At 44.9% G+C, this 19,945-nt stretch carries 22 protein-coding genes and 1 pseudogene; 20 read left to right on the top strand and 3 right to left on the bottom strand.

All coding sequences use genetic code 11. The annotated features are described in order from the left end of the window. Nucleotides 1-224 precede the first annotated feature (224 nt). The gene (locus tag QVE09_RS25975) at nt 225-1,280 is read left to right on the top strand and encodes a hypothetical protein (protein WP_315939141.1); all 1,056 of its coding nucleotides are present in this window, start codon (nt 225-227) and stop codon (nt 1,278-1,280) included. Between the two features lie 20 nt (nt 1,281-1,300). On the opposite strand, the pseudogene QVE09_RS25970 reads toward QVE09_RS25975, so the two are convergent. Then, a pseudogene (locus QVE09_RS25970) lies at nt 1,301-2,258 on the bottom strand (IS30 family transposase). A 463-nt stretch (nt 2,259-2,721) separates the two neighbouring features. Here QVE09_RS25970 and QVE09_RS25965 point away from each other — a divergent pair. The 4 genes from QVE09_RS25965 to QVE09_RS25950 all read left to right on the top strand — a co-directional run bounded on the left by QVE09_RS25965 (nt 2,722) and on the right by QVE09_RS25950 (nt 4,112). Then, nucleotides 2,722-2,976, top strand: coding sequence for a hypothetical protein (locus QVE09_RS25965; RefSeq protein ID WP_315939140.1), 255 nt, complete (start codon nt 2,722-2,724; stop codon nt 2,974-2,976). A 167-nt stretch (nt 2,977-3,143) separates the two neighbouring features. Beyond that, a complete protein-coding gene (locus QVE09_RS25960) occupies nt 3,144-3,290 on the top strand; it encodes a hypothetical protein (RefSeq protein ID WP_315939139.1) in 147 nt (48 codons plus the stop codon). 59 nt (nt 3,291-3,349) lie between these two features. Continuing rightward, nucleotides 3,350-3,493, top strand: a complete 144-nt coding sequence (locus tag QVE09_RS25955; RefSeq protein ID WP_315939138.1) for a hypothetical protein — start codon at nt 3,350-3,352, stop codon at nt 3,491-3,493. Nucleotides 3,494-3,803: 310 nt separating this feature from the next. After that, the gene (locus tag QVE09_RS25950; RefSeq protein ID WP_315939137.1) at nt 3,804-4,112 is read left to right on the top strand and encodes a hypothetical protein; all 309 of its coding nucleotides are present in this window, start codon (nt 3,804-3,806) and stop codon (nt 4,110-4,112) included. 518 nt (nt 4,113-4,630) lie between these two features. Here QVE09_RS25950 and QVE09_RS25945 read toward each other — a convergent pair. Then, entirely contained in the window at nt 4,631-4,912 is a 282-nt protein-coding gene (locus tag QVE09_RS25945) for a transposase (RefSeq protein WP_315939136.1), read from the bottom strand. A 399-nt stretch (nt 4,913-5,311) separates the two neighbouring features. Between QVE09_RS25945 and QVE09_RS25940 the strand changes: the two genes are divergently transcribed. The 9 genes from QVE09_RS25940 to QVE09_RS25900 all read left to right on the top strand — a co-directional run bounded on the left by QVE09_RS25940 (nt 5,312) and on the right by QVE09_RS25900 (nt 12,927). After that, a complete protein-coding gene (locus tag QVE09_RS25940) occupies nt 5,312-5,500 on the top strand; it encodes a hypothetical protein (RefSeq protein ID WP_017690840.1) in 189 nt (62 codons plus the stop codon). Nucleotides 5,501-5,633: 133 nt separating this feature from the next. Then, entirely contained in the window at nt 5,634-6,395 is a 762-nt protein-coding gene (gene map, locus QVE09_RS25935) for a type I methionyl aminopeptidase (protein ID WP_315939135.1), read from the top strand. Between the two features lie 565 nt (nt 6,396-6,960). Beyond that, the gene (gene coxB, locus QVE09_RS25930) at nt 6,961-8,013 is read left to right on the top strand and encodes a cytochrome c oxidase subunit II (RefSeq protein WP_315939134.1); all 1,053 of its coding nucleotides are present in this window, start codon (nt 6,961-6,963) and stop codon (nt 8,011-8,013) included. 71 nt (nt 8,014-8,084) lie between these two features. Beyond that, on the top strand, nt 8,085-9,935 hold the full coding sequence (gene ctaD, locus QVE09_RS25925; protein WP_397387100.1) for a cytochrome c oxidase subunit I: 1,851 nt from the start codon (nt 8,085-8,087) through the stop codon (nt 9,933-9,935). Then, nucleotides 9,932-10,558, top strand: a complete 627-nt coding sequence (locus tag QVE09_RS25920; protein WP_047840264.1) for a cytochrome c oxidase subunit 3 — start codon at nt 9,932-9,934, stop codon at nt 10,556-10,558. Before ctaD ends, QVE09_RS25920 begins: the two co-directional genes overlap by 4 nt. Nucleotides 10,559-10,561: 3 nt before the next feature. Further along, nucleotides 10,562-10,882 (top strand): cytochrome C oxidase subunit IV family protein, encoded by a 321-nt coding sequence (locus QVE09_RS25915; RefSeq protein ID WP_036613178.1) that lies wholly within the window; start codon nt 10,562-10,564, stop codon nt 10,880-10,882. Between the two features lie 108 nt (nt 10,883-10,990). Beyond that, nucleotides 10,991-11,914, top strand: a complete 924-nt coding sequence (ctaG, locus tag QVE09_RS25910) for a cytochrome c oxidase assembly factor CtaG (RefSeq protein WP_315939132.1) — start codon at nt 10,991-10,993, stop codon at nt 11,912-11,914. A 34-nt stretch (nt 11,915-11,948) separates the two neighbouring features. Continuing rightward, nucleotides 11,949-12,413, top strand: a complete 465-nt coding sequence (locus QVE09_RS25905; protein ID WP_253429728.1) for a DUF420 domain-containing protein — start codon at nt 11,949-11,951, stop codon at nt 12,411-12,413. Nucleotides 12,414-12,555: 142 nt separating this feature from the next. Then, nucleotides 12,556-12,927, top strand: coding sequence for a hypothetical protein (locus QVE09_RS25900; protein ID WP_315939131.1), 372 nt, complete (start codon nt 12,556-12,558; stop codon nt 12,925-12,927). A 110-nt stretch (nt 12,928-13,037) separates the two neighbouring features. On the opposite strand, the gene QVE09_RS25895 is transcribed toward QVE09_RS25900, so the two are convergent. Next, nucleotides 13,038-13,313: a hypothetical protein gene (locus QVE09_RS25895; RefSeq protein ID WP_315939130.1), complete on the bottom strand. Its 276-nt coding sequence runs from the start codon at nt 13,311-13,313 to the stop codon at nt 13,038-13,040. Between the two features lie 208 nt (nt 13,314-13,521). On the opposite strand from QVE09_RS25895, the gene QVE09_RS25890 reads away from it, so the two are divergent. The 6 genes from QVE09_RS25890 (at nt 13,522) to QVE09_RS25865 (ending at nt 19,472) form a co-directional block, all read left to right on the top strand. Further along, the gene (locus QVE09_RS25890) at nt 13,522-14,235 is read left to right on the top strand and encodes a hypothetical protein (RefSeq protein WP_315939129.1); all 714 of its coding nucleotides are present in this window, start codon (nt 13,522-13,524) and stop codon (nt 14,233-14,235) included. Between the two features lie 89 nt (nt 14,236-14,324). Continuing rightward, nucleotides 14,325-14,714 carry a GntR family transcriptional regulator gene (locus QVE09_RS25885; protein WP_091038380.1) on the top strand — a complete coding sequence of 130 codons (390 nt, stop codon included), beginning with the start codon at nt 14,325-14,327 and terminating at the stop codon, nt 14,712-14,714. A gap of 15 nt (nt 14,715-14,729) precedes the next feature. Then, entirely contained in the window at nt 14,730-15,626 is an 897-nt protein-coding gene (locus QVE09_RS25880; protein ID WP_315939128.1) for an ATP-binding cassette domain-containing protein, read from the top strand. A 20-nt stretch (nt 15,627-15,646) separates the two neighbouring features. Beyond that, a complete protein-coding gene (locus tag QVE09_RS25875) occupies nt 15,647-16,549 on the top strand; it encodes an ABC transporter ATP-binding protein (RefSeq protein WP_036668607.1) in 903 nt (300 codons plus the stop codon). After that, nucleotides 16,542-17,837, top strand: coding sequence for an ABC transporter permease (locus tag QVE09_RS25870; RefSeq protein ID WP_315939127.1), 1,296 nt, complete (start codon nt 16,542-16,544; stop codon nt 17,835-17,837). The genes QVE09_RS25875 and QVE09_RS25870 overlap by 8 nt, the downstream gene beginning before the upstream one ends. A gap of 414 nt (nt 17,838-18,251) precedes the next feature. Next, nucleotides 18,252-19,472: a TraB/GumN family protein gene (locus tag QVE09_RS25865; RefSeq protein WP_315939126.1), complete on the top strand. Its 1,221-nt coding sequence runs from the start codon at nt 18,252-18,254 to the stop codon at nt 19,470-19,472. Nucleotides 19,473-19,945 lie beyond the last annotated feature (473 nt).

Below are 19,945 nucleotides of genomic sequence, written 5' to 3'. Positions count from 1 at the left end.
GGTCCAGCCTCCTTTAACCTTTTTTATTAGGCTATGAAGGAGATGGACAGAACTGAACCGGTTTCATCAAAGTCGCAGTTCCGAATTGAAAGATGTATAAATAAAATCAAAAAATATCATATTGTAAATTTTTCTGCAAAAATATATACTTTTTAATATGTACTTTAAATATACTTTTGAGGTAATAGTTGGTTTATTGAAATATTCAGAAACGGGGGGGTTACGTGGTTAAATTAAGAATGGAGCCTTTTAATACGATTTGGATTAATTGTGGGACAAACAATATGTTAAGTATACTTATGTCAGCTAATAGAATGTTGGGTTATCTTCCCGCAATATCAAGTGCACACTATGCCAAAAGGTCATTAATATCAAATATGGCATTAGAAGAACATTATACCGAATATAAAAAAAATGGTTGGTTAACTTTACAAACTCATTTTAATTTAGACAAAAATAAACTGGACGATTTACTTGCTTTTGAAACATTTTATGTGAAAGAAGATCCACTAAAAACTATCAAAGAGTTAATAAATAAAGGATATTATATTTATATGGAAGTGGATCGTTATTACTTTCCTGGTGGAGTTGAGTATCTTAAGACTCATCTATACCATCGAACGTTAATTTATGGGTATGATGACAACGACAAAAGTTTATTTTTATTAGAAGACTGTGTTAGATTGGGATACACAGATCATTATATTTTATCATATGAAGATTTTAATAAAGTAACATTAGAGGCATTCGATCACTCTGAAGGCTCGATAGAGCTATTATGTTGTAAAGTAAAAAGCGTAGTGGAGGATTTATCTGTTATAACTAGTAATGTTGAGAGTAGAATTATAAATAACCTTCAGCATTATTTAACAAATCAAATAGTAGAACACGATGATATTTATTACGATACATATGGAATAATAACAATCCTTGAATATGCTGACTCAATTCATAATATTGTTCCATTTATCGAAGACTATCCTATCCTTCAGGCTGTTTCAAAAATGCCAATTGATTTACAAAAACGAAACTTATTAACCATTTCACTTCTAGATGAATTAGGGAAATTAAATAATGATAAAACTGCAAAATTAACTTTATTATATAAAGAAATTTTGAGAGATTGGGAATTGTTTAGAAACTTGATTTATATTTACCTTGAAAAGAAGAAAAAAAATGATATTAATTTAAATTATATTGACAAAATTAAAATTTTATTAAGTGATGTTTATAAAAAAGAAAAAAAGACTTCTGAATTATTAATTAAGATATTATCTTAACTAATACATTAGACGGATTGTCAAACCAAGTGCGACAGTTCTTCTGCGAAAGATTCGTGAGCGGTCTTCCAAGCTAAGCATTTTCGTGGTCTGTGATTTATTAGATCGAGTGAATGGGCGAGATCATCATCATAAACCCTCGAGAGATCGGTACCTTTAGGGAAAAACTCTCGAAGCAATCCATTCGCATTCTCGTTGGAACCACGTTGCCAGGATGAATACGGATCAGCGAAATAAACGTGTAGGTTATGGGTGGTTTCCAGATGGGCATAGCATGCAGACTCCTTGCCTCGGTCAGCCGTGGCTGTTAGAAAGGTTCCTGTGGGATACTATGAGATCGCTACACCCGAGCGCAATCTCCATCGACAAAGCGGTGCGATCAGGCATGAGAACAGCGGTATATAAACGTGTCTTGCGTTCAATCAACGTCGCTACACAGCCTTTACTTTTCCCACGACCCGATACAACGGTATCCAGCTTCCAGTGCCCAAATGTTTCACGGGAACGGACTTCTTTTGGGCGATCTGAAATAGTCCTTCCAATAGCGAATTTACCGCGCGTTTCTGCGGGTTTCTGACGCTTCCCCTTATGCCGAAGAACCTGTAATACGCCTCGAACCAGGCGCCCTGCATAGATCCAGCGATAGATGGTTTTGAAAGAGACTGCATCCCGCCCTTCGATGCGGTAACGTTCGGTGATTTGTTCCGGAGACCACGTTGCCTCCAATTTTTCCTCCAGTGAAGCAGCCAAGGCATCGGACCAATTCCCGGGAGAGACTGAAGCCTTACGACGCTCCTCATAAGCATTCTGAGCTTGTTCTGCCTGATAAGGATGTGATGAAGTCACCCGATCTAACTCACGACAAATCGTCGATGGATGCCTACCCAGTTCTTTCGCAATGGCTCTTGAGCTTCTACCTTGTCTGTGGAGGACTTCTAGCTTGCTACGTTCGATTATGCTAAGATGTCTGTAGCTCATGGTTGGATTCTCCTTGTGTGAATGGTGTTGTGGTGACTTCATTCTACACGAATCCGGCCATGGGCCCTTTTTTATTTATTTCCAGTAGGTGTCGCACTTCATATTACAATCCGTCATTATAATAATTTTCGGCTTTAATAATTAATATCTTTGAAAAGTCATATTCATCTGTCTCGCATTAGTCAATTCGGAACGAACTGAATTCATTATCGAATCAATCACGGTATGGATGGATTCGTGGCTTAATCATTACCGTAAAATTCTAATCGTTTGCTTTCACCCGAACTTGGCGGTAACAGACGGATTTCCGTACGATCAACAGCTTCTGTTCAGATCGGATGAGAGCTGGAAACTGCGGTTACCATGTTTTGGAGCTACTTATTCAGGAACAGTATGTGTCCTTGGAGTCCTATTTTCTATACGGAACTAGGCTTGAAACGAATGCGAATCGGTACACCTTCGTTTGGAAAAAGGCCGTCGTAAAATACAAGCCAAGCTGCAAGAAAAAGTACATACTCTCTTTCAGGCCAGTGAAGATGCCGAAAATGAGGAAGGGGCAAACTACACAGGAACCGACTTGCCTGAACTTGGTCAAATATCAGCTCTCACTGCTGAGAAGCTGGAGCAAATCGTCCAACAACTGAAGGAAAAGCTGAACGAAAAACCGAAGAGCGAAGCATTAAACAAAGCCCGGTGTCAGTTGAAGTGCACCTCTTAGAATAGACATTGGAAAAACCACTGGGTTTAACCGATGAAATTCTAGGGGGTGCATTTTTTATGGCGATAAAGGGACAAAAGTTTAAAACGTATTCGGAGAAGATATAAAAAGAGGCCATTCGTCTACATACTGTTGAGGGGTGGACTTACCGAAAGATTAATGAACATTTGGGGATTAATGACCTGGGACGAATGAAGAGTTGGTTGCGAAAATACCGGGAACAGGGCGAGTTCGGACGGATGGATCAGCGAGGCCGCCGAAAAGAATACATGGATCAAGACCGCTATGTGCAAAATCTGAAACGGGAGAATTAGTTGCTAAAAAAGTGCTCGGTAGCCTGGAAGGAGGAAGCAAACAATAGAGATTTCAGATCATGGAAAAGGTAGCGGTATACGGTGAGCTCCAGAAACTCTGCCATGTGTTTGGCGTGTCCCGGAGTGGGTTTTATGCCTATGTAAAACGTAAACGAATCGATCGCGATGCAAAGGCGAAGAAACAGGTGCTTCAAACGTATTAACGATATGAAGGCAAATATGGTTATCGACAGCTCCAATTGTTCCTTTGGCAAGATTAAGGGATATGGATGAACCACAAAAAGGTGCTCCGCCTGATGCAAATGCTCGGTATTCAATCTCAAATTCGCCGTAAACGACGCTCCAGCAGCTCGTATGCACCTGCTCAGTGTGTTGCAGAGAACCGCTTGAAGCGAGACTTCAGTGCGGAAAAAACCGAATCAGAAATGGGTAACGGACATTACCCAGTATCACGTGGGGGAGCGCGGGGTATATCTTTCAGCCATTAAAGGATCTGTTTAATAACGTTACGAAATGAGCGAACGCAACGACAATGAACTCGTACTTGGTACATTCACCAAAGCCTTTGCAAAGCAAAAAGACGTAACCGGACTGATTATTCATAGCGATCAGGGATTACAGTATACGTCCCATGCTTATCATGACATGCTGCCAGAGTTTGGCGACGGAAGGATTCTATCCTTATCATATCCGAACGGTTACCGAAGCACAAAGCAAAATCGAAAAATATATCCGTTTTGGGCAACAGTGTACATCGGCGGCCTACTGATAACAAATATGTCTGAAGCCGAATCTGGAGCATCTAGAAGAAACCATCGGTAGGCGACCAGAGAAGATCATTGTCGATGCAGGATATGGAAGTGAAGAAACTACAGCATTTAGAAGAGCAAAACATTCAAAGAGTAGATACGTGATTCGTACACGCCATTATCGAAGTGAGATTGTAGCCGATTTCCCCTGAAAGCAACATGTACCAGAGCCAAAGTCAATCGGGAGATCGCTGTCAGTCTGACTTATATGCGGCAAAAAAAAGACATGGGGGACACGACTGCACAGCGAGCAAGGATAAATCCTTTCAGTTTACCGCATGATCAAGCCGGAGAGTGTATTCGGGCAAATCAAGAACAATTGGGTTTTCAAGATTTCACAAATTGGAAAAAATGGGTATAAGGTTAGGTAGCTTTGCCTTGCCCACAATCTAATTAAAAAAGCCGCAATGACGGAAAAACGCAAAAAGGACAAAGCAGGATAAACCTCTGCTTTGTCCTTTTTTGAACCTATGAGTGTTATTTCTTTTTGCCGATACGCTTTTCAGGGCTTTTGAGACAGGTCTTTTTTTGTTAACGATGACCGCCCTCGATCTGTCTGCGAGGGTTTGTGATCTTCCCATTTTTGTTGGTATCGTGTTCTTTGGGAACCAAACGTTCATCGGTATGTCCTTCGTGGTGATTATCAAAAGCATACTCCGTCAGTTTCCATTCTGACTTGCCGAGAACGGGGTCTGCCGGGAAGTGTTGCCCACGGTGCAAATGTTCCTCACGTCCGGCTTCGTTGATATATACTCCGTCGACTTCCACCTTTTCATGTGAAAGGGGCAGCATATCCTGTTCTTTGCGTTCCATGAAACGGCGCCTCCTTTAAATACCATTAATTTAACTGTTTGGGTTGTCCGTGATAATATCCCCCGAATAGTTCAGTGTTATGCTGGATATATTAATTCCGTATAGAATGGCGGCATTCATAACATATGATTCGGAATTAAACTTTTTGGGCATGAAAACCGTTATATTTATTAGAGGAAATCGTCAAGTCGTAAGATACTTCCGAATATGCTACAATAAGATTATGATTCATTCCGAATCATATCGGGTATTTATAGTGTCAGGTACTTGCTTTCTAGCGAGGTTCCCGACCTAAAGCTTGCTTTAAGCCGCGCACACAACTTCATGGATGGCATTTAAGACTTATTCGGCATTCTCTAAACGGAGCATTCACTTTCAACGTTTTGGGAGGGAATTACAATGGCAACGAAAGGTCACAATGAGGTCAAAGAAAGTTTGAGGGAAATGACTCGGATTTTCCGTCCTAAAGATCCAAAAAAATTCGTGAAGGAGTACGTGAGAAAATACCGGATTACGGGTGGATACGAGGAAGAATTGACTTCTGTGGTTGAGCATGAGCTTGTCAAGATGGATTCTTCCGTGTCCTGAAACAACACACAACTCTGATTATACTGTTCCGATAATGAATAGAACCGTCTCTCGGGCGATAAGCTCCGGCAGGCGGTTTTTTTTGCATTCCTGCTGCATATATATGGGAGTACACCTACAGCGGGAAGGATGAATGCATGTGGACCCTATTTTGAAAACCAAAGAAGAGATTGGCTACATGCGGGAAGCTGGACGAATTTTGCGAAGTTGTCACCAGCATATTGAGCAGTGGATGATCCCCGGTATCACGACAGCAGCGATTAATGAGCGGGTGGAAGAGCTTCTGGCAGCACGAGGAGCCACACCAGAGCAAAAAGGTTATAAAGGATATCCGTACGCGACGTGTGCCTCTGTCAATGAAGTGGTCTGCCACGGATTTCCGGGGGAAGAGAAGCTGGCGAACGGGGATGTAGTGACCATCGATATGGTGGTGAACAAAGACGGCTGGCTTGCTGACTCGGCCTGGACATATGGAATTGGTGAACCAAGCAGATCCATTCGCAAACTGATGAGGCGCACGGAGAAGGCACTTGAGAAGGCGATTGCCCAGGCGGTTCCAGGGAATACACTCGGAGATATTGGAAGTGCCATTGAGAGAACAGCCAGACTGTATCGGTACGGGATTGTGAAGCCCCTCATCGGTCATGGGATTGGTCAATATATTCATGAACCCCCAAATGTGTTGCCTTACGGCAAACGCAGAACGGGCACGATGCTCACGGAGGGTATGGTTATTACGATTGAACCAATCTTTACAAAAGGCAGTTCCGGGGCCGTTGTGTGGGATGAAGATGGATGGACGGTAAGGACGGTAGATGGCAGCTGGGGAGTTCAGTATGAGCATACGGTTGCGATTACTGGGAGTGGCCCCTTGATTCTGACCGATGGCACGTGAGAAGAAGTCAGTGAAGAAGAGGACTTAAGTTGAACTTTCTCAGGAATGCTCCATGCTGTTTTGAGCTTAAATATAGCGGTATGGAGCGATAGGTATGTTTTCTGAATGGATATGGAAGAGGTTTTCCATAAATTCTGATCTTTCTTTTGCATAATAGCGCATGTTTTCAATGTGAGAAAAATCGCCAATAAATCGAGATTTATCACCGAAATTTGGCAAAAATTTTCAAATATAGAGTGTAATACTTTTAACTGAAATCGTTTGCAAATCAAGTTGCAGAGCGGTTTTTTACATAAAGTGAACAATTTGTGAACATGTGTCCAAAGATTGACAAAATCATACCCTCAACTTATATTTAATAAGTGATTGAAGCATATAGAATGAATTGGAAGAATGCGCAGACATGCCCTGAGCAGGAAATCACGGGAGTACTGGAAGCGTTATTTTTGTAAGCGTTCTGTATGATGAAGAGGATTATGCGTATCGTGTTGAAACGTACCTTTTGTTGCCTTTCTACCGAACGACAACGGTAATCTACGAAAACGTAAAAAAGTGGGGTAGATCAATGATGAAACAGTGGCAGGTTGCAAAGCGAATTCTCCCCTTGCTGGCGGTGTTCTCTTTGCTGCTATCCGCATGCGGGCGGGAAGACTTGTCGGTAATGAAACCTCAGGGTCCTGTAGCGCAAGGCCAATATGATCTGATGAAGTTATCCATCGCGATTATGATCGTGGTGCTCATCATTGTATTTGCCATAGCGGCCTATGTTCTGATCCGGTTTCGTAGACGAGCCGGGCAGACTGAGATGCCTGAACAGGTTGAAGGTAATTTCAAGCTGGAAGTAATATGGACAGCCATTCCGTTATTGCTGGTTATTGTGCTGGCAGTACCGACGGTCCAAACGATTTTTGCCCAAGGCGAAGATCTGTCCAATGACAAAAACGCACTTAAGGTCCAAGTCACCTCGCATCAGTACTGGTGGGAATTCACTTATCCTCAATATGACGTAACCACCGCTCAAGATCTCATCATCCCGACCGGAACAAAAATCGCATTCGAATTAAAAACCGCTGACGTGCTTCACTCCTTCTGGGTGCCGTCACTTGCGGGCAAAATGGACACAAACCCGGATGGAACACTTAACAAGTTCAGTTTCTCTGCACCGAATGAAGGCGTTTACCGCGGTAAATGTGCCGAATTATGTGGCAGATCGCATGCTTTCATGGAGTTTAAGGTAAAAGCAGTGAGTCAGGAATCCTTTGACAGATGGGTGAACCAGATGAAAGCACCCGCGGTCCTTCCTGAAGACACTAAATTAGCCGAAAAGTTCAAAACAAACTGCCTTTCTTGTCACGCTGTTGGTGATCAAGGTGGACCGGTTGCACCTAACCTGACGGGAATAGGTGGCAAGGAATCTGTCGCAGGCATTCTGCTGAATTCTCGTGAGGGACAGGAAGAAGGTAGTCCGGTACTGGATAACATGAAAGAATGGCTCCATGATCCACAATCCGTGAAGCCGGGCAATACCATGCCGAATCCCAAAGATCTTGGGTTGACGGATGAAGAAATCGACGGAATTGCCGAATATCTGGCCAACTACAAATTGGACTATGAATAGAACAGCAAGGACGAAGAAGGGGGTACACAACCTTGGCTCATGCGCATAGCGTCAAGAGGTACAGGGGCTTGATGGATTGGATCACCACCGTCGATCACAAAAAAATCGCCATTCTCTATTTGGTTGCGGGTGGATTTTTCTTTGGAATCGGCGGCATTGAAGCCATTTTGATTCGGATTCAACTGATGAAGCCTATGAATGATTTTGTATCGGCACAGGTCTTCAACGAACTGATTACCATGCATGGAACAACGATGATTTTCCTTGGTGTCATGCCACTTATTTTTGCCATTATGAATGCTGTCGTGCCTTTGCAAATCGGGGCGCGGGACGTTGCTTTCCCGTTTCTTAACGCGCTTGGTTTCTGGACGTTCCTGTTTGGTGGATTATTGCTGAACCTGAGCTGGGTTATGGGCGGAGCACCGGATGCGGGCTGGACCTCATATACGCCGCTTTCGGGCAGTGAGTACAGTGGAACGCATGGTGTGGATTTCTACACCATCGGCCTTCAGATCGCGGGTCTGGGAACGCTCATCGGGGGCATTAACTTTCTTGCAACGATTATTACAATGCGTGCTCCAGGCATGTCCTACATGCGGATGCCGATGTTTACATGGACGACATTTATTACATCTGCCATTATCCTTTTTGCTTTTCCTGCCATCACGGTAGGGCTTGTACTTTTGACGTTTGACCGTATACTGGGAGCGAATTTCTTCGATGTCGCAGGTGGCGGTAACCCTGTACTCTGGCAGCACATCTTCTGGATCTTCGGGCACCCGGAAGTATACATTCTGATTTTGCCGGCATTTGGTATTATCTCGGAGGTTATTCCAACCTTCTCGCGTAAACGGTTGTTCGGATACAGCTCCATGGTATTTGCCACCATCCTGATTGCCTTCCTGGGCTTCATGGTATGGGCGCATCACATGTTTACAACAGGTCTGGGTAATGTAGCCAACGCGCTTTTCTCCATCTCCACGATGTTGATTGCCGTACCTACCGGAATCAAAATCTTTAACTGGCTCTTTACGATGTGGGGTGGACAGATCCGCTTTACAGCGGCAAATCTGTTTGCTGTTGGATTCGTTCCAACCTTCGTTATGGGTGGTGTTACCGGTGTCATGCTGGCATCTGCTCCAGCGGATTTTCAGTTCCATGATACGTACTTTGTTGTAGCTCACTTTCACTACGTTATTGTAGGGGGACTGGTGCTCGGCTTGTTCTCGGGACTGCATTACTGGTGGCCGAAGATGTTCGGACGTATTCTGAGTGAAACACTGGGCAAATGGACATTCTGGACATTTATGATCGGTTTCCAATTAACGTTCTTTGTACAGCATTTCCTCGGTCTGATGGGAATGCAGCGCCGGATCGTTACATATTTGCCGAATCAGGACTTTGATCTGCTCAATCTGGTCAGCTCCGTCGGTGCATTTCTGATGGGTGTGGGGGTTATCATATTCCTCGTGAACATCGTAATCACAATGAGAAAACCGGCTGGTGCGCCAAACGATCCGTGGGAAGACGGTCGTACCCTGGAATGGTCCATTCCTTCACCGCCACCGGAATACAATTTCAAGCAGACTCCACTGGTACGTGGAATTGATGCGTACTGGAAGGAAAAGATGGCAGGACATACGGAGATGACACCAGCAGAACCCGTAGGTTCGATTCATATGCCGTCAGCAACGCCGTTGCCGTTTGTAATGTCCGTAGGGATATTTATCGCCGGACTTGGCTTGATGTTCAGCAAGGATGAATTCGGAAATGCGTTTATGAATGTCATTTTCAACAATTATATTGTAGTTATTATTGGTCTCGTAATCACATTCGGTGCAATGGCACTTCGTTCACTTTATGATGATCATGGCTGGCATATTGAACCGGAGGATCAGGATGAGAAGGGGGCTAGAACATGACAACCTCACATGCCGAACCGGTGAACGACAAATTGCCGCATGAACCGGAGAAAGCAACGCTGGAGGGACGTAACAAGCTTATCGCCTTCTGGTTGTTCCTTGGCGGCGAGACGGTACTGTTCGGTACACTCTTTGCTACCTTCCTGGCTCTTCGTGGCCAAACCAATGATGGACCTACGGCGAATGAACTGTTCCACCTGCCACTCGTGGCCGCTGCAACGTTCATTCTCTTGGTCAGTAGTTTGACAAGTGTATTTGCCATTCAGGCCATGCATAAGGGCAAGCGAGATGCACTGGCATTGTGGCTTGGTATCACGGTGGTACTGGGTATGGGATTTCTCGCACTGGAAATATACGAGTTCTATGAGTATGTGAAACATAAAGAGTTTGGCATGACCACCAGTGCCTTCAGTTCAGCATTCTATACACTGGTCGGGTTCCACGGAGCCCACGTTGCTTTCGGTATTGTGTGGATCGGAATCATTATCGGGCAGCTGTTCAAAAAAGGATTGACGGTCGTAACTGCACCTAAAGTATACGTCTCCGCAATGTACTGGCACTTTATTGACGTGGTCTGGGTGTTCATCTTTACGGTCGTGTACCTGCTCGGAAAGGTGGGGTAACACATGTCGGCACAGGATAAGACAGATCAACAGCCTGTGAAACACCGTCACCGTACGGAAGGGCCACAGAAACACGTCGTAGTGTTTATCTTTTCCATTATTCTCACGCTGATTGCATTTGCGGCTGCTTCTGCCGGAGGAGTCAACACAACCTTTATAATTATTATTTTGCTCGTCATGGCTATTCTTCAAGTATTCGTTCAGTTGGGTTATTGGATGCACTTGAAGGACAAAGGGCACTTGATGCCGATTCTGTTCATGGCCTTTGGCTTTTTCGTAGCCTTTACGTGCATCATTATGGCACTCTATTGGGTCTGGTGGTAAAAGAGATGGCGGCGGCGCATTGCCGCCGTCTTTTCCCCTTTTTGGCGAATGAATCTTCACAAAGAAATGAAGGCAACAACCAAATTAGGTCACGGGGAGGTTTCCCGTATGCTCGGGTTGCAATATTTTAGCTTTAACGACTTATGGAGTCCACTTATATTGGCTTTATTTCTGATCATTGCTGCGGCATATCTGGTGCTTGTGGGACCGTTAAGCGAGCAAATAAAGGATGCAGAGCCTGCGACTGCTGCGCAGAAAATAATGTTTATTACAGGGCTGTTTGTCCTGTATCTGGCTCAAGCTGGACCATTTAATCTGCTTGGTCACGTAATGTTTAGCTTCCACATGGTGAGCATGGCGTTATCCTATCTGGTAGCCCCGCCGCTGATGATGAAAGGTTTGCCGATCTGGGTATGGCGCAGAATCGTACGCTGGTTGCCTACACGCCAGCTATCATTTCTGGCTCATCCGATTGTTGCGGCAGTGCTCTTTAACGGGCTGTTCTCGTTGTATCACCTACCGATTGTACATGATTACGTCATGCTGAATTTTACCGTTCACCGGTTGTATTATATTGCACTGTTCATCACCTCGATGCTCATGTGGTGGACATTGCTGAATCCGTTGCCAGAAGGCAGACAAGCATCGGGGTTATCCAAGATCGGTTTTATTTTTCTGAATATGGTACTGCTTACGCCTGCGTGTGGATTGATTATTTTTGCGTCCGAGCCGTTGTATCAGACGTACAGCAACCCTGCAGTATGGGCTGAAGCAATGCGGTATTGTGTGTCAGGAGATTCTACGGCGTTACTTCGCTCATTCGGTGGGCCTGCGTTCTTCAACTTTTTGTCTTCCGCGAAGGAAGATCAGCAGGTCGGTGGCATTGTAATGAAGTTTATTCAGGAAGGAATCTTCGCCTCGATGTTAGCCTATGTCTTTTTCCAATGGTATCGGAAAGAGAAGCAGGAAGATGATGATGATTCGTATCCTGCAGGGGGCGCAGGGGGGCCGCTCAATCCGGCTGCCAAATAATTAAGTAATGTTCTGACAAGAGGGGGAACACACGATGGATATGTATTTTTGGCTACCCACGATCAGTACTTCTTTCATTGTGATTAGTGCAGTACTGGTGGGGATTGGATGGGTACTGATTATTCGGGGTAAACGTGAGGCCCATCAGTCCGCTATGGTAGCAGGTGCGATTGCAGCTCTAATCTTCTTTGTGATCTATATGTCACGCACGGTGTTTGTGGGTAATACAGCTTGGGGCGGGGACCCGGATCTGGAGATCTTTTACCGGATCTTTCTAATCTTTCATATTATCCTGGCTACCGTGGCAGCGATATTTGGCATTTCCACACTGGTGCTGGGGTTCAAAAAGAAGTTTGGAAAACATCGTCGCTGGGGCAAGTTCACGTCCATGATCTGGTTCGGGTCAGCGCTAACAGGTGTTGTTGTGTATGTTCTTCTATATATCTTATATCCTGGTGGTCATACACGTCCGGTGTGGGAAGCTATCCTCGGCGTGTAAAACTGGGGACACAACCTCAGGTTAATCGTGTATGTGTCACTATCATATTCTGAAAATATGAAAATGGACGAATCTAGCAGATGATTGGTCCACGCTTCCTCTCTTATTCATTCATAGAATGAGTTCGAGAGGGGGAAAAAAATTGAAAAAAACAGTCAGTGTCAGTCAAACGTATCCACGTCTTACCGTGTATTCAGAAGAGAACTACAGAGGGAGAAGCCGCATCTACCGTGGTAACACAGGTCTCCGTAATTTGGACAACATCCCGGGTGGGGTAGAGAGCCTGCGTTTCTTCTCGACAAGTTCCAATGCAACACTCGTTGTATTTACGCGGCCTAACTTTCAGGGTGGATTCCGTGTCTTCCGTGGCAACACCAACTTGAGAGATTTGGATGATCTGATCCGTGGCAATGATGTGGAATCCCTGATCTCCACGAATGAGCGGTTGACTTTGGAAGAGATTCGTGCGATCCGCGCCAGCCGCAGTCTGCCTAGTGGTTATAACCTCGTTTAATTGTAAGGCCTCTTCTTCTAACAGGTGCTAGAGAACGGCAAAGGGCTGTACCCGAATTGTGTTTACACAATAATGGGTACAGTCCTTCTTTTGTGATGGGGGAAGGATGTTTAATCCCCACCACTGTCGCTGCTGCTACCACTATCGCTGTTGTGATGAGAATGTGTGTCTGATGAATGATCCGGTGTGTGTCTGGAATGTCGATCGTAGGAGTCATCTCCTGTAATGATCGGATATCCCGAAGCAGAGTCGGTATAACCGTTGTTACGACGGATGCGGTGTCTGCCTTTTTTGGCAGAATGACGATGAGGTTCATCCCGGAGGATCAACCAGATGACAACGATAAAGAAAAGGAGTACAAATCCGATCTCTACCAGCCAATCCATAGCTGTAACCTTCCTTTCTTGAATCGTTACTATCATTTATTTTAACGTAAATTCGAACTGTGTCCCATCCCGTCTTCCTGATTCAGGAAAATTAGGGGTTGACGGGATGAGAATTCAGTCTATATACTGTGTATATTGATATATACAGTAAACACAGTGAACACAGTAAGCAAGATGAGTGAATGACAGGTGAAAGGCAGGCATGCATATGAACGAATGGAAGCAGGCGTGGTGGTTGACCCGCAACCAGATGAGCAAAGATAAGCTCCAATGGCTCTGGTCTGCAATATTCATGATATACACTGGCAGCATGAGCGGTGTGATGTTAATAGGACAACAACAGACAGATTTCATTAATCCGGTAGTGGATGCCTTCTTTTTACTTATGCTTCCATTTCAAGGGTTTATGTTCTGCAGGCGCTCCTTCCGTTACATACAGGAGGATTCCTATACGCAGATGCTGGCCTACTATCGCAGAATTCCTATCCCCGAACAAGCGGTGATGTGGTCCAGATTACAGCAGGCTCTGATGGCGTTTGCTTACAACGGTATCTTTTTCTACGGATCGCTATATGTGGTTAACCTTCATTCCGAAGGATTCCGATGGGATCAATATCTGGCCTTTAGCCTTACCTGTACAGGTTATGGACTTGTGGTAACAGGATTGTATATTTACGGAGAGTTTCTGAACAGTGGGAAGAAATATTTGCTTCTCAGTACGCTTTTTGTACCAATCGCCATTGGCATGTCCTTACTGATTCGAATGTCAGGCAGTTACGGATTACGGCTTGTACTGGATGAAAGTAAATCATGGGGATTGCTTTCCCCGATTATGTGGATTGCTCTGGTGGCTGGCGTAGCGGGATTATGGCTGTTTAGTCGTTTAACGCTGAAGAAGCTGGTTCAGCGGGATTTGAATTAAAATGAGAATTGAGCTTATGTACGAATACAGGATGAAACCGGCACGGTCAGGTAACAGACTGGAGTGTACCGGAGGGCGAGGTGCAAGATGTGAAAATACCCATTCAAATTAATGAAAATAGCGCTGAACCTTTATACCACCAAATTGAAAATCAGTTAAGATCGTTAATTATTACGGGTCAGTTGGGGGAGGGAACACATTTGCCGTCCATTCGTGAGTTCGCCGGAGCACTGAATTGCAGTGTTATTACGGTTAGACGGGTCTATCAGGATTTGGAGAATGAAGGTCTGCTTCGTACGAAGCAGGGGACAGGTACATTTGTGGCTCAGGTAGAAGCCGGCGATAGAGAAAATTATAGATTGAAGGCCGCACAGGAAGCGATGCAGGCTGCGGTGCAGTCCGGGAAATCGGTAGGGTGCACGGAAGAAGAGATGGAGAGCCTGTTCCGGGAAGTCCTGAAGGCTATATACGCGAAGTGAGGGAGTGATTCATACATGGAACCGATAGCAATCCAGTTGAACGGCGTATCTAAAATGCGAAAACGCAGAGTTATTGGCCCGATTGATCTCTCCATCCCAGAAGGGTATGTGGTTGCTATTCTCGGTCACAACGGTTCAGGCAAAAGCACACTTCTTAACATGCTGCAGCAAGTGGTGCTGCCAGATGCCGGGCAGATTATATGGTTTGGTCAGGAACATGATGGGCCACTTCCTATTGTACTGAGACAACAGATTGGTTTTGTGGCAGATAACGCTGGTTCGGAAGAGAACCGGATAACAGCACGGGAAGCAGCTCATTTCCGGGCGTACTGGTACCCACGTTGGGATATGAAGTTGTTCGACCAGCTGATTCATGATATGGAAGTGCCTGTTGATGTGAAGCTGAACAATATGTCCAAGGGAGAGCGGCGAAAATTTGAGATTGCAGCTGCAATTGCAGCTCGCCCAAAACTATTGCTTTTGGATGAGCCTTCATCAGGACTGGACCCCTTTGCCTGGAAAGTGATGGTTGAGCAGTTCCGTACTTTCATGGCGGGGGGAGACACCACGATTCTGATTGCCACACATATTGCGGACGAAGTCAAAAGGCTTGCAGATTACATCGTATTGATGCACCGTGGTCAGTCGCTGGGGATGGCCGAGAAAGATATGGTGCTCGATCAGTGGAAAGAAGTCTGGTATGAAGGAGATTTAAGGCCAGAGAGTATCCCTGGTGTTGTGGAATCTTCTATAGAAGAGGGAGGTCTGGTTCGCGTAATTACAACCCGGGTCAGCGAAGCGCAGGAAAGGCTGGAACTTTCGAATAACCGAGTATTGAAAATCCGCAACTTGGAATTGGATGAAGTGCTGGCGTTCTGGATTGCCGGGTATGCACCCGTACAGTGGAAATAACCGAAGGGAGACGATAAATGATGAACCGATTGGAATTGAAGCAAGTCGTTAAGCAGTATGCAGACAAAACAGCCGTTAATGGAGTCACGCTCAATGTAAAAGAGGGGGAGATTTACGGACTGCTCGGAGCCAATGGTGCAGGTAAAACAACAACAATGCGTATGGTGCTCGGATTGATTCACCCTGACGGAGGCAATATCCTGTACAACGGCAAGCCTTACAATACGGAGCTGCAACAGATTATGGGTTATCTTCCGGAAGAGCGCGGATTGTACCCGAAGGTGAAAGTCAGCGAACAGATTAATTACTTGGCACGGCTTCGTGGCATGAATGGCAAGGATGCAGACCAGAGCCTCAAGTATTGGCTGAACCGGTTTGAGGTACCTGAGTATTACGATAAGAAGATTGAAGAGTTATCCAAAGGTAATCAGCAGAAAATGGGCTTTATCGCGGCCGTAGTGCATAGACCGCAGATTCTCATCTTGGATGAAGCGTTCAGTGGGCTGGATCCTGTGAACGTGGAATTACTCAAGTCCACCGTCAAGGAATTGCGTGACGAAGGCACGGCCATTCTGTTCTCTACACACCGTATGGAGCACGTTGAAGAGTTGTGTCGTCAGATCACCATTCTGCATCGTTCCAACACGGTGGTACAAGGAGAGATCAAGGAGATCAAGAGCCGGTATCCGCGTGAACAGGTATTCCTGGGTACGATTGGAAGTGTGGAAGGACTTGAACAATTGTCTGGTGTGAAGAAAGTCGAGCGGAATGAGCGTGGTTACCTGATACATATTAGTCAGGTGGAGGCGGCTCAAGAGATTCTGAGAACAGCCATGACTCAGACGACAGTGGAACACTTTGAACTGAAGGAACCAACGCTTAACCAAATCTTTATTCGTGAGGTAGGTGAGTCGAATGAATAAAATGGGAACGATTACGGGTTTTACATTTAAAAACAAAGTTAAAACGAAATCATTCATGGTGACGACCATTGTACTTGCACTTTTAATTTCAATCGGGCTCAATGTTCCGTATTTCATTACCTTATTTAATGGGGGTTCCATTGGCGAATCTTCAAGCAGTAACCCTGTGAATATTGGTCTTCTGAGTACGGGGCAGCCTGAAGTTTCCGAGAAACTGGAGAGCTTCTCTGCAGCTCAAGGAGATCAGGCCTATCGATTCATTGCCAGTGGAGACAAAGATGAGGCGGCTCTTGCAGCGGATGCGGAAGCAGGACTAACCGATGGCTACCTGAAGTTTGAAGCTGTTTCCGGGCAAGAGTTCCCGCAGCCCATTCTATATTCAGCAGAAGACGTATCACCTCAGATCATTGCATCCATCGAAGCTGCGTTGCAAAGTGTGAAGCTGGATGTGGTTGTGAAGGATGTACTCACAGCGGAGCAGAAGGAATTGATTACAACACCTGTGAAGCTCACCGAGCAAAGCTTGAGTACAGATGAGAGCGGAGCAGGTACTGAGTCTGAAGGTGCGATGAGCCCAATTAACTATATTGTGGTGTACTTGCTGATCATCCTGCTGTTTACCTCGACCATGATGACAGGTAACATGATTGCCTCCGAGATCACAGCTGAGAAGAGCTCGCGTATTATGGAGATTCTGATTACGAGTGTATCACCGCTCAGTCAGATGTTTGGTAAAATCATCGGGATTTTCATGGTGGGGATGCTGCAAATCGGGATCTTCGGAGCGGTGGTTGCCGGAAATATGTTGTTGCCGCATAACCGTGCAGTATTAGGTGATTTCAAAATGAATCTGAGTGATGTGAATATTGCGGTTATTGTATATGGACTTATATTCTACATTCTGGGTTACTTCCTGTATGCGGTGTTGTTCGCTGCGATTGGCTCAATGGTAAGCCGTACTGAAGAACTCGGTCAGGCTGTTCTGCCGATTACGATGTTGTCGCTTGTTTCCTTCTATATTGCGATCTTCAGTATTTCTACGCCGAACATTCTGTTGTTGAAAATCGCAAGCTTCATTCCATTCACGTCGCCGACCGCGATTCTGGTACGGATCGGTGCAGGAGTTGCACCGACTTGGGAGATTCTAACGTCCTTAGCGATTCTCATTGTATCCATTATCATCTTTGGATGGCTTGCAGCTAAAATCTATCGCACAGGTGTGTTGATGTACGGTAAACGTCCAACCTTCAAAGAATTATTTAAGGCCATGAAGGCATATAAGATCTAGGTTGAGTGTTTGAAGGTGGTTGGTGGGTGTGTGCTGTGTCGGTGGTGTTATATTAAATCGAGTTCAGGAGAGGGTCGATGATCATGCAGCAGTTAAAAGGGTTCTATATACAGTTTTTGAGGGAACCTCTGTGGTTTAAAGCATTGATCCTGACTACACTACTACTTTCAATTTCCTGGCTCTGATCAGTATCTATTTATCTTGGCATAGCTTAGACTTTGCGAATATCTAGCATTGAACCTATACGACAGTTTCGTTTTTATGGTTTCCTACACTAATGAGAGTAATGAAGGGAGAACGTGCTGCTCCGTTTGTGGAGTGGCACCTATTCCCACCTTTATCCGTAGTATCTGAGAATGTCCATTCTATTAAAAATGGGTTGGCAACTATACTCACTAAAGGAGATTACATAATATGAAGAATTGGAAACGCATGCTCTTATCTCTTACAGTCTCGGTAGGTTTGCTCGCATCTGCAGTACCAGCTATGGCTGCTCCACAAGGAACTTCCGTCAAGGTCAATGACCAAGCTGTGAAATATGCTACAGGAGCACCAATCCTGGATAAAGGCACAACACTGGTTCCACTGCGGACTACGCTGGATGCTATGGATGTGAAGCTAACAACTGCGACAGATGATACGATTACGGCTGTGGTAGATGGCAGAACGATTACACTCAAAAGCAAGCTTACACGGATCAACGGTGTAACGTATGCGCCAATCCGCATCGTTGGTGATGCAGCGGGTTATGAAGTACGCTGGGATGCTGCAACGCGCACCGTGCTGTTGGTATCCAAAGGGGGAGCAACTGAAACTGCGCAAACCGGTGGACGTGGCTTCATGTGGGAAGTTGAAAGCAATGGCAACACGGTCTATCTGGTAGGGTCCATGCATATTGCTGATGAGAGCTTCTATCCATTACGTCCGGAGTTTGAAGAAGCTTTTGCCGAAGCTGATTATCTCGGGGTAGAGATTGATATTAGCAAAGCCGCTGACGAAGAGCAGCAAAAGCTGGTTCTAAGTCTGGGTTCGTATCAGGATGGAACAACACTGAAAGATCACATTTCCAGTGAAACGTATACTAATCTGGGTGATGTATTGAAGAAAAATGGTCTGGAGCCTAACGCTTTGGATACATTTAAGCCTTGGGTAGTAGAGAGCACACTCGCAAGTTTGAAGTCCGCAACGGCTGGATACGAAGCGTCAGCAGGAGTGGATCTGTATTTCATTCAGAAAGCGATCGAGCGCAAACTCCCAGTTATTGAGTTGGAAAGTTATCAATCTCAACTTGGCATGTTTAACGACTTTTCCAAAGAAACACAAGAGGAAACACTGAAAGCGACAATCGAGAACTTCGACGTGCTGGATAACAGTGTGAATCAAATGGCTGAGATGTGGAAAACGGGTAATGACGAGCAACTGCTTGAACTGACTAACAGCTTCTCCACTAACGAGGAGTACAACAAAGCAATGCTGGTTGATCGTAACATTGGTATGGCGGACAAAATCGATGGTTACTTGAAAAACGGCAAAGGCGAGGAGTATTTCGTTGTTGTTGGCGCGGCACACTACCTGGGCGATCACGGCATCGTGAAACTGCTTGAGGATAAAGGATATAAAGTAGAACGTAAATAAATATAGATTACTATAGAAGGTAACCCTTTCGTCTCGAATATGAGAGTTGAGAGGGTTACCTTCTTATATATAGAAGAAAGACAGATTAAATAAAGAAGACCAGTTGCAGGATAATACAATTGAACCTGAGATTTCATCGTAGATTAATAGTCCTTACTATGGTTAAAATGTGGATTTAATATTTTTTAAAATTAACTCTTTACAAGTACTGATTCTACATGGTATATTCTAATTCCGGCCAAGAAAACACGGTTTACACGGTGCGGCAAGCAAATGAAATTAGCTTCGAAAGAAACTTAAAAAAGAGCTTGCAAAGTTGGTTCGGACATGATATTATATAAGAGTTGCTGAAGAGAACAACATTCGGTAACAAAACAAGTTTGATCTTTGAAAACTGAACAACGAGTGAGTAAACATTCTGCTTGCAGAATGAACGCGAAAGTTTGAAACAAGCCTTGGCTTGAATCAACTGG

It is taken from the genome of Paenibacillus sp. ClWae2A, from assembly GCF_032452295.1.
Taxonomy (GTDB): domain Bacteria; phylum Bacillota; class Bacilli; order Paenibacillales; family Paenibacillaceae; genus Paenibacillus.
Note: the sequence above shows the minus strand (reverse complement) of the source record. Positions and strands in the feature narration are given on the sequence as shown.

Bases quoted from the DNA above. Each gene is read 5' to 3' on its own strand.
- ctaG (WP_315939132.1), top strand. From the start codon at position 10,991: ATGCTCGGGTTGCAATATTTTAGCTTTAACGACTTATGGAGTCCACTT.
- QVE09_RS25865 (WP_315939126.1), top strand. From the start codon at position 18,252: ATGAAGAATTGGAAACGCATGCTCTTATCTCTTACAGTCTCGGTAGGT.
- coxB (WP_315939134.1), top strand. From the start codon at position 6,961: ATGATGAAACAGTGGCAGGTTGCAAAGCGAATTCTCCCCTTGCTGGCG.
- QVE09_RS25945 (WP_315939136.1), bottom strand. From the start codon at position 4,912: ATGGAACGCAAAGAACAGGATATGCTGCCCCTTTCACATGAAAAGGTG.
- QVE09_RS25895 (WP_315939130.1), bottom strand. From the start codon at position 13,313: ATGGATTGGCTGGTAGAGATCGGATTTGTACTCCTTTTCTTTATCGTT.
- QVE09_RS25875 (WP_036668607.1), top strand. From the start codon at position 15,647: ATGAACCGATTGGAATTGAAGCAAGTCGTTAAGCAGTATGCAGACAAA.
- QVE09_RS25950 (WP_315939137.1), top strand. From the start codon at position 3,804: ATGAGCGAACGCAACGACAATGAACTCGTACTTGGTACATTCACCAAA.
- QVE09_RS25890 (WP_315939129.1), top strand. From the start codon at position 13,522: ATGAACGAATGGAAGCAGGCGTGGTGGTTGACCCGCAACCAGATGAGC.
- QVE09_RS25880 (WP_315939128.1), top strand. From the start codon at position 14,730: ATGGAACCGATAGCAATCCAGTTGAACGGCGTATCTAAAATGCGAAAA.
- QVE09_RS25955 (WP_315939138.1), top strand. From the start codon at position 3,350: ATGGAAAAGGTAGCGGTATACGGTGAGCTCCAGAAACTCTGCCATGTG.
- ctaD (WP_397387100.1), top strand. From the start codon at position 8,085: ATGGATTGGATCACCACCGTCGATCACAAAAAAATCGCCATTCTCTAT.
- QVE09_RS25940 (WP_017690840.1), top strand. From the start codon at position 5,312: ATGGCAACGAAAGGTCACAATGAGGTCAAAGAAAGTTTGAGGGAAATG.
- QVE09_RS25870 (WP_315939127.1), top strand. From the start codon at position 16,542: ATGAATAAAATGGGAACGATTACGGGTTTTACATTTAAAAACAAAGTT.
- QVE09_RS25920 (WP_047840264.1), top strand. From the start codon at position 9,932: ATGACAACCTCACATGCCGAACCGGTGAACGACAAATTGCCGCATGAA.
- map (WP_315939135.1), top strand. From the start codon at position 5,634: ATGCATGTGGACCCTATTTTGAAAACCAAAGAAGAGATTGGCTACATG.
- QVE09_RS25905 (WP_253429728.1), top strand. From the start codon at position 11,949: ATGGATATGTATTTTTGGCTACCCACGATCAGTACTTCTTTCATTGTG.
- QVE09_RS25915 (WP_036613178.1), top strand. From the start codon at position 10,562: ATGTCGGCACAGGATAAGACAGATCAACAGCCTGTGAAACACCGTCAC.